Source organism: Vibrio sp. 10N.247.310.98, assembly GCF_041467395.1.
GTDB lineage: Bacteria > Pseudomonadota > Gammaproteobacteria > Enterobacterales > Vibrionaceae > Vibrio > Vibrio crassostreae_C.
In genome coordinates, this window is sequence record NZ_JBFSUL010000002.1 from 90,299 (window position 1) to 103,941 (window position 13,643).

Genomic DNA, 13,643 nt, shown 5'->3' on the forward strand with positions numbered 1-13,643 from the left:
ATATGGCAACGTTAGCCGCTGCCTAATCCTTATTACAATTCCAAGAAGTTCTGAATCAGCTTAGAGCCAGCTTTCGAAGATCGCTCTGGGTGGAACTGAACACCATAATAATTGCCACTTTGAACCGCCGCAGTGAACGGATTACCGTAATCACATTGTGCGATTGTGTAGTCACCCACTGGCATTGCGAAGCTATGAACAAAGTAGAAGTATTCGCCTTCTTCAATGTCTTTAAATAGCGGGTGATTAGGCGTTGCTGTTACTGTGTTCCAACCCATGTGTGGTAATGGTAAGTCGCCCGTTTCAAGTAAACGAACTTCGCCATCACACAAACCTAGGCATTCAACTAACTCATCAGCCTTTTGACCTTTCTCTTGAGACAGTTTGCCTAACAGCTGCATACCTAAACAGATACCCAGCAGAGGCTTCTCAACTTGCTTGACAAGGGTAACAAGGTCACGCTCTTGCAGGTTCTTCATTGCCTCACTTGCTGTACCTACACCGGGTAGGAATAGCTTGTCGGCAGCAAGAACAACTTCTGGTTCTTTTGAAATTTCAACTGCGTAGCCCAGACGTTCAATCGCAAACTTCACCGATGAAACGTTGGCACAACCAGTATCAATAATAACGACTTTTTGCTCTTTCATACCGAACCCTTACAGAACGCCTTTGCTGCTTGGTAACTCGTTACCTTCAACTTTGATTGCTTGGCGAAGAGTACGGCCAAACGCTTTGAACAGGCTCTCAATGATGTGGTGATCATTATTGCCATCAGAAGAAAGGTGTAGCGTACAAGCCAATGTATCAGTTAGAGAACGGAAGAAGTGAACCACCATCTCGGTTGAAAGATCACCCACTTGCTCACGGCTGAACTTAGCATCGAACTTCAGGTATGGACGACCAGAAAGGTCTAACGCACACTGAGCCAAACACTCATCCATTGGTAGGCTGAAACCAAAACGGCCAATACCACGTTTGTCGCCTAGTGCATCTTTCAATGCTTGGCCTAAAGCCAGAGCGGTATCTTCGACTGTGTGGTGATCATCAATGTGCAGGTCGCCCTTCACAGTCAGGTTCATTTGGAAACCACCGTGTGTCGCGATTTGATCAAGCATGTGGTCGAAGAAACCCATGCCGGTATCGATCTTGTTGCCACCGGTTTCATCAAGGTTTACTGCAACCTTGATATCGGTTTCTTTAGTAGTACGAACTACTTCAGCAATACGCGCATTAACCGTCAGATCTTTAACGATTTGTGGCCAGTTAAGCGTGCCTTCAGTTTCCGCATCCGGGCCATATTGAATACCGCGGATAGCCATGTTCTCTGCCAGTTGAAGATCCGTCATTCGGTCGCCAATCACAACAGAGTGTTGGAAATCGACTTTACCGCCTTGTAGGTACTCTTTAACCATACCCAGTTTAGGCTTACGGCAAGAGCAGTTGTCTTCGTCAAAGTGAGGGCAAATAAGCACGTCGTCAAACTTAACGCCTTGAGATTCGAAGAACTCCATCATCATATTGTGTGGTGCATCGAAATCTTCTTGTGGGTAGCTATCGGTACCTAGACCATCTTGGTTAGTCACCATCACTAGACGGTAACCAGCGTCTTGCAGTGCAAGTAGGCTAGGAATTACTCGCGGTTCGAATTTTAGCTTGTCTAAACGATCTACTTGAAAGTCAACTGGCGGCTCTACAATTAAGGTGCCGTCACGGTCTATAAAAAGTATTTTCTGTTGTTTACTCACTTGAACTTCCTTTTAATTTTAAATCTGGTGGCCTAGCTAAAATCAAACGCTAACCCAAAATATTGGTTTCACTTGCCAATCTGCGATTAATCAACTCAAACTGGCAAATGTTATTACTGGTAAGCCTTTCGTTACTGATAAAAGTTACGAATGAATCCAAGTGTCTTTTCGCACTCTTCGCGGTTACCAATACTAATACGAACACAGTCTTCAATAGGTGAATTACGCAAAATAATGCCCGTATCCCAAGCCGCTTTAAATAACTCATCGCCGTTCGGGAATTTCACCAGTAAGTAGTTACCCCAGCCATCAAAAACCGTCACTTGAGGCATACCTAATAGACCCGCCTGCAAATACGCTCGGTTAGCACTTAAATCCAGAACTTGGAACTTAGCTCGCGCGAGTCCTTGCTCTGAAAGTGCTTGAACGGCAATGTCAGCAACAGGGATTGGCACTGGATAAGGAGCAATCACTTTCAACAGTACATCGATAAGCTCTTTGTTCGCTAGCGTAAAGCCACAACGTAAGCCCGCCAAAGCAAAGGCCTTCGACAAGGTGCGCAGAATCGCTAGGTTTGGATATTGCTCAAGCAAATCAACGGTTGACGCTTCTGGACAAAAATCGATATACGCTTCATCCATCACCACAATCGCTTTGTCTTGTGTCATTTCAAGCAACTTGATGATGTCTTTGCGATCAACCAAATTACCGGTTGGGTTATTTGGGCTACAAACAAACACCACTTTTACGTTGTCGAGCTGAGCTTCGATAGCTGGAAGATCCAATTGCCATTCAGAAGTCAGAGGCACAACCTTACGCTCAACACCAATCGTCTCTGCACTGATTGCGTACATACCGTAAGTGGGTGGGCAGTAAAGAATAGCGTCTTCGTTCGGCTCACAGAAAGCACGAATCAATAACTCAATGCCTTCGTCAGCACCACGCGTTGTCAGAGTTTGCTCTGATTTCACGCCTGCGTATTGAGCGTAAGCATCAATCAGCTCTTTTGGCTGACATTCGCTGTAACGGTTAAGACGAGACAAGTTCAGGTTGTACTCGTTATCAAACGGAGATTCGTTGGCGTTTAGCCATACATCACCAGTACCGCCTATGCGTCTTGCAGACAAGTAAGGTGTTAGAGCCTGAACTTGTTTTCTTGCTAACTTTTCCATGCCCTACCCTTATTTCGCTTTATTTAACTTTTCAACTCGGATAGTCACAGCGCGTTTGTGTGCATCCAAACCTTCGGCTTCCGCCATTGTTACTACTGTTGGCGCTAGGCCTTTCAACCCATCGGCTGTTAGCTCCTGCACCGTCATTCGCTTAGAGAAATCAGCCAAACCTAGGCTTGAATACGTCTTGGTATAACCGTAAGTCGGAAGAACGTGGTTTGTGCCGGATGCGTAGTCACCTGCAGATTCTGGAGACCAGTCACCAAGGAAAATTGAGCCTGCATTATCTAGCAATGGCAGCAATTCACGTGGGTTCTTGGTTTGAACGATCAAGTGCTCAGGACCGTAGAAATTCGAAATCGCAATCGCTTGAGTGATCGATTCAGCAATGATGATTAAGCTTGAAGCCAATGCTTGCTGAGCGATGTTCGCACGAGACAGTTCTTTCAGTTGCTTTTGAACCGCTTCTGTTACTTGGTCTGCAACCACTGGAGATGGAGTTACCAATACTACTTGAGAGTCAGGCCCGTGTTCCGCTTGGCTCAACAAATCCGCTGCAATGAAGTCTGCATCAGCCGTTTCATCAGCAATCACTAACACTTCAGATGGGCCAGCTGGCATATCAATAGCTGCTCCGCGGAAGTCATTACTCACTTGGCGCTTTGCTTCCGTAACGTAGGCATTACCTGGGCCGAAGATCTTATCGACTTTAGCCACACTCTCGGTACCGTAAGCCATTGCTGCAACCGCTTGACCACCACCAACGTTGTAAACTTCGTCGATCTTACAAAGCTTAGCGACATACAAGATTTCATCAGCGATTGGCGGAGGTGAACAAAGCACAACCTTACGACAACCTGCGATTTGAGCAGGAACACCTAACATAAGAACCGTTGACGGTAGTGGCGCACTGCCACCGGGAATATAAAGGCCAACAGTATTAATCGCGCGCGTCACTTGCTCACACACAACACCAGGCTGTGTCTCAACCTTAATTGGCTGCGGCTTTTGAGCTTCGTGAAACTTAGCAATGTTGCTATAAGCTTGCTCTAACGCTTGCTTCATCTCTGGTGTTAGACGAGCACACGCCTCTTCAATCTCACCCGAACTGACTCGGATAGATTCTGGAGTTACACCATCAAACTTTGCAGTCAGCTTTTTAAGCGCGGCATCGCCTTCATTTCGTACTTTTGCAATAACATCAGAAACAGTCGCTGTGATGTTTGCACCTTCAGTAATAGCTGGACGCTCTAATACCGAGTCTTGCTGTGATTCACTTAAAGATTGCCAAACAACGGTTCTCATCGTCACTACCCCATCATTTTTTCGATTGGTAATACTAGAATCGAGCTTGCACCCAACTCTTTCAGCTGTTCCATTGTTTCCCAGAACAAGTTCTCTGTACTTACTAGGTGCACGGCAACTTTGTCTTTGTCTGTAGATAGAGGAAGAACCGTTGGATCTTCAGCACCAGGCAGTAGTGCTTTGATTTGCTCTAGTTGAGAGGTTGGCGCGTGAAGCATGATGTACTTCGACTCTTTCGCTTGTTGAACACCCTGCATACGAGTCAGTAGTTTTTCAATCAGTGCGGTCTTGTCTGCGTCGAAGTCGCCAACACGTTGAATCAGTGTTGCTTTCGATTGGAAGATAGCTTCTGCTTCTTTTAGGCCGTTCGCTTCAAGCGTTGCACCTGTAGAAACTAAATCAGCGATAGCGTCTGCAAGGCCAGCGCGAGGCGCGACTTCAACCGAACCTGTTAGCATACAAGTGCTGAACTCAACACCCTGCTCGTCCATGTAGGCTTTAAGTAGTTGTGGGTAGGTTGTCGCAATACGTTTGCCCGCTAAGTCTTGTGGGCCGTTGTATTCTTCGTCTTTATTAATAGCGATTGAAAGGCGGCAACCACCGAAGTCTAAACGACGTAGTGTGCGGAACTCTGAAGGCTCTTTAAGAGCAACACGATCTAGACGAACTTCTTCTAGTTCATTTTCACCGATGAAACCAAGGTCAACTACACCATCCATGATAAGACCTGGGATGTCGTCATCACGAACGAGTAACAAGTCGATTGGCATATTTAGTGAGTGAACCACTAGGCGCTCACCCATGATATTAAATTTAACACCACATTTTTTAAGTAGGTCTTGGCACTCTTTACTTAAGCGACCTTTCTTTTGAATTGCGATTCTTAGGCGTTGTGTCTGCATTGCTGTATCCCTGTGCAAATATTTGAATTTATTGATTATTTAAAAGCGCTAAAACTAAAAAACCCTCGGGGACTTTGTCATCCCGAGGGTTTAAATCTAAATTCTTTTGACTTAACCTCCGGGAGTAATCTTGCTCCCGGGTATACGTAAATCTCCCCGAAAGACTAGATAGGGTGATGATGGTGATGAATGTTCATTACTAATTTACGCATACTTATCAGCTCTTAGGTTGTTTGCTGTCTTGTCTCCACACTAACTAAGCTGACATCCTTTTTCAACCATTTATTCGAACTTTTTTCACGAAACTTAAAATTAAATTAACAGGCACAAAAAAGGGAGGCAAACGCCTCCCTGATAGTTTACTGATTAACTTTCAATTTTAGCTTTTGCACGTAGCCATTTTGCAGCGAGAGAAGTAAGCCAATGCAAAACATACAGCAACAAACGTTAGAGACGCTGCGCCAAATGCGATGCCAATTGAAGATGTCATACCTAGAGTGATGAAACCAATGCACGATACGAACGCTACAGACAACGCGTATGGAAGCTGAGTCGAGACGTGGTCGATGTGGTTACAACGAGCACCAGTAGAAGACAGAATCGTCGTATCTGAGATTGGAGAACAGTGGTCACCAAATACTGCACCCGCTAGAACCGCACTTAGCATTGGAAGAATCAGTGCGATATCCGATGCTGCAGCCATATCACCCGCGATTGGTAGCATGATACCGAACGTACCCCAAGATGTACCTGTAGAGAACGCCATAACGCCCGCTAGAAGGAACAACATAACCGGTAACCAGTGGTAATCAATGCTGCCTGTTACTAGAGACGATAGGTAAGAACCCGTTTTCATGTCGCCGATAACAGAACCGATAGTCCATGCAAACACAAGAATCAGAATCGCGCCAAACATAGAGCTAGCACCGATCCACATTGTTCTTGCGATATCAGTCATAGATAGCTTTTGCTTGAATACTGTCGCTAGTGCTACTAGTAAGCCAATAACACCACCGTAAACAAGAGACTTACCTACATCCGTGTTTTCGAATGCGCCTAGAAGGTTGAATGCTTGGCCATCAGCAGCCAGCGCTTGGCCGCCTGTGTAAAGCATTGCAGCCACTGTCGCTACAATTAGCGATACGATTGGCATAACAAGATCAGAAACTGAACCGTTTTCGCTCTCTTCGATATCTAACTCTTCGTTTAGATCGTGAGCTTGCTTTTGATCGTTGTCACCTTCAAAGCCACGGCCTTGAGATGCTTCGATCTCATGCTCACGCATCTTACCAACGTCTAGACCGAACCATGCTACTGCGAACACCATTAGTAGTGCGAATACAGCGTAGAAGTTCATTGGGATAAGACGAACGTAAGCACCCAGTGCAGAATACTCTGTCACACCGTGTGTCACTAAGATGCCACCAATGATCGTGATGATGTAAGCACCCCAGCTAGAAGCAGGCATGATCACACACATAGGAGCAGCAGTTGAATCTAGGATATAAGCAAGCTTAGCGCGAGATACATAGAAGCGGTCTGTTACAGGACGAGAGATAGCACCAACCGCTAGGCTGTTAAAGTAGTCATCAACAAAGATGAATACACCTAAGAAAGCAGCAAGTAGTTTTGAACCACGTTTGCTCTTAACGCGAGACTGTGCCCACTCCGCGAATGCGCGAGTACCGCCAGACAGTGTTAATAATGCCGTTGTCATTCCAAGAATAATTAGGAATGCAATGATGCTCATGTTCCAAGTGTTGATGCCACCATCTTCGATGAAAACACCAGATGCTTTAGTAAACACGTAGCTAGCTGCGTTACCTACTGAGTAATCAGCAAGTAGAATCGCACCCATGATGATACCGACACCCAAAGAAACCAATACACGGCGGGTAACAATAGCAAGGCTCAAAGCCACAAGGGGCGGAAGCAAAGATAAAGGTGATGTTGCAAAATCTATTAAATTCATGATCTTCAAAAACCAGTTTTTTATTTGGCTAGAGATCTACTGCAGACAAACTTGATACGGCTGACCAAGCTCATGTTGAACTAAGCGAAAGGGAAGTGAACACTTCACCCAACCCTACAGTAGCGCTCCATAGTTTAAAATTAAGACTATGGCAGTGTTGTACCTATTGAGCACAACCCCAGCAAATTGCTTAGATATACAATTTACTTCGGCAATTACACCTTTCATTCCCGTTCATTGGCATCACCCCAACGGAAGTTACTTTTTATAATTGCACCTCTACGTGCGATAACATTATTAACCGTGTAAACCAGAGTTTAACAACAAATTAACCAACACCTCGCATCAGGTAGCCGCAATTGTACTCATCAATAGCAACAATGCAACATATCATTCCGAGAAAAATAGCTTTTTGTTAATGAACTAATCAATAGAAGAATAGTCTACATAAGTTGACTACTCCACCTGTCACATATCATTTTTTAAGATATTCTTAATAATTATTATAAATTCAATAGAAATACTGCTCTGAATTTTCAACTATTCATCTCACTTTTATATTTAAATATGTAATAGAAGAAATACTATTTGTTTTATTCCTAGGCTCTGTTTATTATTAGGAAGATTATTTAGTTTACCTTGATGGAAAATATCATGTCTGAATTAACAAAAACTCTATTAAATATCCGCAGCCTTCGTGCGTTCTCACGTGAATTAACTCTTGAGCAACTTGAAGAAGCGCTAGACAAGCTGACTATTGTTGTACAAGAGCGTCAAGAGTCTGAAGCTGAAGAGCGTGCTGCTAAAGCAGAGCAAGAAGCTAAGCTTTCTGCTATTGCTGAACAAATTGCAAAAGACGGAATTGATGTTGCCGATCTTATTGCTGCACTTTCTGGTGAAGCAAAATCTAAAACAACAAAAGCTAAACGCGCTCCTCGCCCAGCGAAATACAAATACGTAGACGCAAACGGCGACGAGAAGACTTGGACAGGTCAAGGCCGTACGCCTTCAGCTATCCAAGAACAGCTAGATGCTGGTAAATCTCTAGAAGAGTTTGCTATCTAAACATTTAGTTTACTTAGTGAGTAATCAATTACACGCTAAGCGATAGAATTAATATTTAAGTCGACCAAAGTATTATTTACGACTTCAATATATTCAGAAACAAAAAAGGCTCCTTTCGGAGCCTTTTTTATATTTGTACTATCAGTATTAGAAACCAACTGATACTGATAGTACTACTGATTAAAGAAAGTAACTTATCTTTCCCAGTACGCTTCTTCTAGGCTATCTTCTCTTTCAGGAAGGCCACGAGATAAACGTGGAGAGTGTTGAACCAACACTTCATAGCTAGCACGGTTAGAATATTTACAAACTTGTGAGAACGAAGAGTACGTCAAGAATGAATGTTGGTGTTTACTTGAGTTTGGCACGTTTTCTTTGTGGTACTTATTAGCAGCCATATCATGTAATAAAGCTGATAACGCAGCATCACCTGCACCATTGGTATTTTTGATCTTTTCTGGTCCACCCATGTATGGCGCAATGTGCGAATACACTTTAGTTGGGTTTTCACATAAATCTTTATGCGCAGGACGGCTAAATTCAAAACGGTTGAATTCCGCAATTGAACCTGGAAGTAAAGGCAGTGACGTTTCACGCTTAGCTGCATCTTCTGTATAACCAGCCATAAATAGGCCAACAGGTCCCGCAGTACATAGAACAAGGTCTACCCAGTCTAGCGCTTTATCTGATGCAGCCAGTGGATCGCTTTCACCCGTTAACGCTTCAGCTTCGTCTTCATTCATTGCAACAACCGTTACGTGTTGCTCAAGGAAATCTTTCCAGAATTCTGGATCATCTTGAATAACGAACTTAGTACCTAGTGTAAGAACGACTGGCACATCGTATTTCTTCGCGTATTCGATCGCTTTCATTGTTGCTTCAGGCATCGGGTCGCCTGGCTTACAGCGAACTAAATAAGCCGTTAAAACTAAAGCAGAAGCACTTTTGAAGATTTTTTCAGGAATGCTTTCTGGTTTTAATTGGTTCATTTGTCCTTCGCTAATTGCGAAAGTACGTTCACCGTCTTCTGTAATTAATGCAAAGCAGCGACCAATTGCGCCATCTACCCCTTGTAAATGGTTCAGATCCATTCTGCTTGATGTATTACATAAATAGCGATAACCGTAACTACCAATCTTAATATCTTGGCTCATTACACCTAACAGTGTAGAACGGTCATCCGCTAGCACTGAATAGTTGTGTAATGTGTTACCAATTGTGCCACCAGCGTATTCATTGGTAATCAGGCACTGCTCTTTTAATTCTTGATACAAAGATTCAGCGGCTGCGTCGCCAATAACCAGTGAATGTCCCTTGCTCAAACCATACTTCTCAATAAGTTCAGAACTCACCTTTGCTTCAATATCCACCAATGTTTGGTCAATACCGATAATATGAGTGCGTGACATTCTTTTACTGCTTTGAGCTTGGCTCACTAGAGGATCACGAGCGTGAACCGGAAAGTAGTGCTTTGATTTACGTTGTCCAGGGAATTTCATAAGGCTAGTCTAAGTCAAGGGGAAATAGGTGGCGGATTCTACCGCGCTATATTTAACGCGGCAATCTTTCAAACTATAGCAAACGTTTGCTGAAGGTTTTTTTTATTCGCCTTCCATAAAGCTTAAATCGGGCAGCATGCCCAAATGCTCCGCGTAACGTTTTTGATTAAACTCCGCGCCGTTTTTCATAACGTCAAATACTTCAATTGCCAGTGCACATGCCATAGCCGCAATTGCTTCTTCACGTGGAGTGCCTGTCATCATTAAACGCATCAACGTCTCTTTCACTTTCACTGGTTCGCCATCTTCAAGCTGGTTCTCGATGATCTCAATCAGCTCTTCTTCTTGCATAAATTCATTTTGTTCAGACATTTTTTTATCTCAGGTCTTGGATTTCGAGCGACTATGCCACATATACTTCTGACATCCTAGCGACTCACCTCGCTCTCATGCGATTCTCTAACAAAGTCAGCGCACTATTTGTGCAAATGAAACTGTGATTCCGGTCTCGGATCTGTCACGGCGTTTCTCTTTCTGTTAGAATCTGCGACCAAGTAATAGTAACGGTGTTTAGACATGTCAGATATCAGCTCTGGAAACAGCGAAAAGAAAGTAATTGTCGGTATGTCCGGCGGTGTAGATTCGTCAGTATCGGCGTATCTTCTTCAGCAACAAGGCTATCAGGTAGAAGGCCTTTTCATGAAAAACTGGGAAGAAGACGATAACGAAGAATACTGCACGGCAGCTGAAGATCTTGCTGATGCTCAAGCGGTATGTGACAAACTAGGTATCCACCTTCACACTATCAACTTTGCTGCAGAATACTGGGACAACGTATTCGAATACTTCCTTGAAGAGTACAAAGCAGGTCGTACACCTAACCCAGATATTCTTTGTAACAAAGAAATCAAATTTAAAGCATTCTTAGAGTTTGCGGATGAAGTGCTAGACGCAGACTACATTGCGATGGGTCACTACGTTCGTCGTACTTTCCCAACTCAAGAGGAGCTTGATGCTGGCGTAAAACCAGAAATGCTACGCGGTCTAGACAGCAACAAAGACCAAAGTTATTTCCTATACACGCTAAGCTCAGATCAAGTGGCACGCAGCCTATTCCCTGTCGGTGAATTAGAGAAGCCAGAAGTGCGACGTATTGCTGAAGAGCAAGACTTGATCACAGCTAAGAAGAAAGATTCAACAGGCATCTGCTTTATCGGTGAGCGCAAGTTCACTGAGTTCCTAGGCAAATACCTACCAGCACAACCGGGTAACATCGAAACACCTGAAGGCCAAGTGATTGGTCAACACCAAGGTTTGATGTACCACACGCTAGGTCAGCGTAAAGGCCTTCATATTGGCGGCACTAAAGGTGGTGGCGGTAACGAAGAACCATGGTTTGTTGGTGAAAAAGACCTTAAGCGTAATGTACTCATCGCAGTACAAGGTAAAGACCACCCTCTTCTGAAATCAGAAGGCTTGATCGCATCTCAACTTCATTGGGTAAATCGCACACCAATTACTGAAGTTATGACATGCACGGTAAAAACACGTTACCGTCAAACAGATATTCCTTGTACAATCATCCCAATTGATGATGAGAACATTAAGGTTATTTTTGATGAGCCACAAATCGCAGTGACCCCAGGTCAATCTGCAGTGTTCTACCAAGGCGAAGTATGTCTTGGTGGTGGTATCATCGAAAAGCGCATCTAATCAATCAAACGACAAACGATAGAAGACAACTAGGAGTTACTACGTGGCTAATACACTTTATGACCGTACTATTGCTTTCGCCGGAATTTGCCAAGCTGTGGCTTTGGTTCAACAAGTAGCGAAAGACGGCCATTGTGATAAAGATGCCTTTGAAGCTTCACTCAGTGCCATTTTAAATACCAACCCATCGAATACCGTGGGCGTATTTGGACGTGAAGCGAACCTAAAGCTTGGCCTTGAGTGCTTAGTAAAAGGTATCGATAGTACTCCAGCAGGTAGCGATATCACGCGTTACATCATCAGCTTGATGGCGCTTGAGCGTAAGCTGTCTTCTCGCAACGACTCTATGTCTCAGCTTGGTGACCGCATTCAAACTGCAGAGCGCCAAACTGAACACTTTGATCTGTTTGACGAGCAAATGATCAGCAACCTTGCAAGTATCTACCTTGATGTCGTCAGCCCTATCGGCCCTCGCATTCAGGTTTCTGGTACTCCGTCTGTACTTCAGCAGACATCGAGCCAACATAAGGTTCGCGCACTGCTTCTATCAGGGATTCGAAGCGCTGTGTTATGGCGTCAAGTTGGCGGTAAACGTCGCCACCTTATCTTCGGTCGTAAGAAGATGATCGAGCAGGCTCAAATCCTACTAGCTCGAATGTAGTTTATTAGCTCGCGCCTCGTCGCGAGCTTGTTTTTTGTATCAATACAACTCTCACGCAAACGATTGCGCAATGTGCGTGACAATTGAGATTGTTACTGGTATAAACCTCTCAAAATTTAGAAAACTCAATTCAGGAGAACACCATGGAACTGTCAGCATTGACTGCTGTTTCACCAGTAGACGGCCGTTACGGAAGTAAGACTATTGCATTACGCAGCATCTTTAGTGAGTTTGGACTACTAAAGTACCGCTCTATCGTTGAAATTCGTTGGTTACAAAAGCTTGCAGCAACTGATGCAATCAAAGAAGTACCAGCGTTCAGTGCAGAAGCTAACCAGTTTCTTGATGAACTAGCCGCTAACTTCAGCGAAGAAGATGCTCTACGTATCAAAGAGATCGAGCGCACGACTAACCACGACGTTAAAGCGGTTGAGTACTTCTTGAAAGAGAAAGTTGCTGGCGTTCCTGAACTTCACGCTGTAAACGAATTTATTCACTTTGCATGTACTTCTGAAGACATCAACAACACCTCTCACGCGCTTATGCTTAAAGAAGCTCGTGACACAGTGATTCTTCCAGAAATCCGTAACGTAATTGATGCTATCAAAGCACTTGCGAACGAGTACCGTGATATTCCATTACTGTCTCGTACACACGGTCAGCCAGCTTCTCCTTCTACTATGGGTAAAGAGATGGCTAACGTTGCGTACCGTATGGAACGTCAATACAAGCAAATCGAAAACGTTGAGATCCTAGCGAAAATCAACGGTGCTGTAGGTAACTACAACGCACACCTTTCTGCATACCCAGAAGTTGAATGGCACCAGTTTAGCGAAGAGTTCATCACTGAATCTCTTGGCGTAACTTGGAACCCGTACACAACTCAAATCGAACCTCACGATTACATCGCTGAGCTATTCGATGCAATTGCTCGTTTCAACACTATCCTTCTAGACTTCGACCGTGACGTTTGGGGCTACATCGCTCTTGGTCACTTCAAGCAGAAGACTATTGCTGGCGAAATCGGTTCTTCGACAATGCCGCATAAAGTTAACCCAATTGACTTCGAAAACTCTGAAGGCAACCTTGGTCTAGCGAACGCAGTATTCAGCCACCTTGCACAAAAACTTCCAGTTTCTCGCTGGCAGCGTGACCTTACTGACTCTACGGTTCTTCGTAACCTAGGTGTGGGTGTTGGCTACGCAATCATTGCATACACTTCGACTCTGAAAGGTATTAGCAAGCTTGAAGTTAACCGCGCTGCGCTACTTGCTGAACTAGACAAGAACTGGGAAGTATTGGCTGAACCAGTACAAACAGTAATGCGTCGTTACGGCATCGAAAAACCATACGAGAAGCTAAAAGAGCTAACTCGTGGTAAACGTGTAGATGGCGAAGGCATGCGTGTATTCATCGATGGTCTTGAGATCCCTGAAGACGAGAAAGTTCGCCTGAAAGAGATGACTCCAGCGAACTACATCGGCCAAGCAATCGAGCTAACTGACAAACTGTAAGGTTCGAATTTCGAATCACAGAATAGACTAAGGCTTCCCATGTGGAAGCCTTTTTGTTGAGCGGAACAAAGTGTATTGAGCACAAGAGACGTCAG

Annotated in this window: 12 protein-coding genes, 1 riboswitch and 1 other annotated feature; of the genes, 4 read left to right on the plus strand and 8 right to left on the minus strand. The window is 44.2% G+C overall.

The window, feature by feature from the left end:
- Window positions 1–32: 32 nt before the first annotated feature.
- The 6 genes from hisH to AB6E78_RS01325 form a co-directional block, all read right to left on the minus strand.
- On the minus strand, window positions 33–647 hold the full coding sequence (gene hisH / locus AB6E78_RS01300; RefSeq protein WP_017060268.1) for an imidazole glycerol phosphate synthase subunit HisH: 615 nt from the start codon (window positions 645–647) through the stop codon (window positions 33–35).
- 9 nt (window positions 648–656) lie between these two features.
- Complete coding sequence (hisB, locus tag AB6E78_RS01305) at window positions 657–1,745, minus strand: bifunctional histidinol-phosphatase/imidazoleglycerol-phosphate dehydratase HisB (RefSeq protein ID WP_017060267.1); 1,089 nt, start codon at window positions 1,743–1,745, stop codon at window positions 657–659.
- A 131-nt stretch (window positions 1,746–1,876) separates the two neighbouring features.
- Window positions 1,877–2,917 (minus strand): histidinol-phosphate transaminase, encoded by a 1,041-nt coding sequence (gene hisC, locus AB6E78_RS01310; protein ID WP_017060266.1) that lies wholly within the window; start codon window positions 2,915–2,917, stop codon window positions 1,877–1,879.
- Window positions 2,918–2,926: 9 nt separating this feature from the next.
- Window positions 2,927–4,228: a histidinol dehydrogenase gene (gene hisD / locus AB6E78_RS01315; protein WP_017065318.1), complete on the minus strand. Its 1,302-nt coding sequence runs from the start codon at window positions 4,226–4,228 to the stop codon at window positions 2,927–2,929.
- Window positions 4,228–5,124: an ATP phosphoribosyltransferase gene (hisG, locus tag AB6E78_RS01320; RefSeq protein ID WP_017060264.1), complete on the minus strand. Its 897-nt coding sequence runs from the start codon at window positions 5,122–5,124 to the stop codon at window positions 4,228–4,230. The genes hisD and hisG overlap by 1 nt, the downstream gene beginning before the upstream one ends.
- Before the next feature lie 53 nt (window positions 5,125–5,177).
- Window positions 5,178–5,313, minus strand: a sequence feature (His leader region).
- Window positions 5,314–5,503: 190 nt separating this feature from the next.
- Window positions 5,504–7,096: a Na+/H+ antiporter NhaC family protein gene (locus AB6E78_RS01325; RefSeq protein ID WP_017060263.1), complete on the minus strand. Its 1,593-nt coding sequence runs from the start codon at window positions 7,094–7,096 to the stop codon at window positions 5,504–5,506.
- A gap of 112 nt (window positions 7,097–7,208) precedes the next feature.
- Window positions 7,209–7,386, minus strand: a riboswitch (Lysine riboswitch).
- Window positions 7,387–7,750: 364 nt separating this feature from the next.
- On the opposite strand from AB6E78_RS01325, the gene AB6E78_RS01330 reads away from it, so the two are divergent.
- On the plus strand, window positions 7,751–8,161 hold the full coding sequence (locus tag AB6E78_RS01330) for an H-NS family nucleoid-associated regulatory protein (protein ID WP_017060262.1): 411 nt from the start codon (window positions 7,751–7,753) through the stop codon (window positions 8,159–8,161).
- A 194-nt stretch (window positions 8,162–8,355) separates the two neighbouring features.
- Here the strand turns inward: AB6E78_RS01330 and AB6E78_RS01335 are convergent, their stop codons facing one another.
- Together AB6E78_RS01335 and AB6E78_RS01340 are read right to left on the minus strand one after the other, a co-directional pair.
- A complete protein-coding gene (locus AB6E78_RS01335) occupies window positions 8,356–9,660 on the minus strand; it encodes an inosine/guanosine kinase (RefSeq protein ID WP_017060261.1) in 1,305 nt (434 codons plus the stop codon).
- 102 nt (window positions 9,661–9,762) lie between these two features.
- Entirely contained in the window at window positions 9,763–10,032 is a 270-nt protein-coding gene (locus AB6E78_RS01340; RefSeq protein WP_010439986.1) for a hypothetical protein, read from the minus strand.
- Between the two features lie 204 nt (window positions 10,033–10,236).
- Between AB6E78_RS01340 and mnmA the strand changes: the two genes are divergently transcribed.
- The 3 genes from mnmA to purB all read left to right on the plus strand — a co-directional run bounded on the left by mnmA (window position 10,237) and on the right by purB (window position 13,548).
- A complete protein-coding gene (gene mnmA / locus AB6E78_RS01345) occupies window positions 10,237–11,373 on the plus strand; it encodes a tRNA 2-thiouridine(34) synthase MnmA (RefSeq protein WP_017060260.1) in 1,137 nt (378 codons plus the stop codon).
- Window positions 11,374–11,416: 43 nt separating this feature from the next.
- A complete protein-coding gene (hflD, locus tag AB6E78_RS01350) occupies window positions 11,417–12,034 on the plus strand; it encodes a high frequency lysogenization protein HflD (RefSeq protein ID WP_017060259.1) in 618 nt (205 codons plus the stop codon).
- 143 nt (window positions 12,035–12,177) lie between these two features.
- Complete coding sequence (gene purB, locus AB6E78_RS01355) at window positions 12,178–13,548, plus strand: adenylosuccinate lyase (RefSeq protein ID WP_372083371.1); 1,371 nt, start codon at window positions 12,178–12,180, stop codon at window positions 13,546–13,548.
- The last annotated feature ends 95 nt before the right edge of the window (window positions 13,549–13,643 follow it).

Bases quoted from the DNA above. Each gene is read 5' to 3' on its own strand.
- AB6E78_RS01325 (WP_017060263.1), bottom strand. From the start codon at position 7,096: ATGAATTTAATAGATTTTGCAACATCACCTTTATCTTTGCTTCCGCCC.
- AB6E78_RS01330 (WP_017060262.1), top strand. From the start codon at position 7,751: ATGTCTGAATTAACAAAAACTCTATTAAATATCCGCAGCCTTCGTGCG.
- mnmA (WP_017060260.1), top strand. From the start codon at position 10,237: ATGTCAGATATCAGCTCTGGAAACAGCGAAAAGAAAGTAATTGTCGGT.
- hisG (WP_017060264.1), bottom strand. From the start codon at position 5,124: ATGCAGACACAACGCCTAAGAATCGCAATTCAAAAGAAAGGTCGCTTA.
- hisH (WP_017060268.1), bottom strand. From the start codon at position 647: ATGAAAGAGCAAAAAGTCGTTATTATTGATACTGGTTGTGCCAACGTT.
- AB6E78_RS01340 (WP_010439986.1), bottom strand. From the start codon at position 10,032: ATGTCTGAACAAAATGAATTTATGCAAGAAGAAGAGCTGATTGAGATC.
- purB (WP_372083371.1), top strand. From the start codon at position 12,178: ATGGAACTGTCAGCATTGACTGCTGTTTCACCAGTAGACGGCCGTTAC.
- AB6E78_RS01335 (WP_017060261.1), bottom strand. From the start codon at position 9,660: ATGAAATTCCCTGGACAACGTAAATCAAAGCACTACTTTCCGGTTCAC.
- hisC (WP_017060266.1), bottom strand. From the start codon at position 2,917: ATGGAAAAGTTAGCAAGAAAACAAGTTCAGGCTCTAACACCTTACTTG.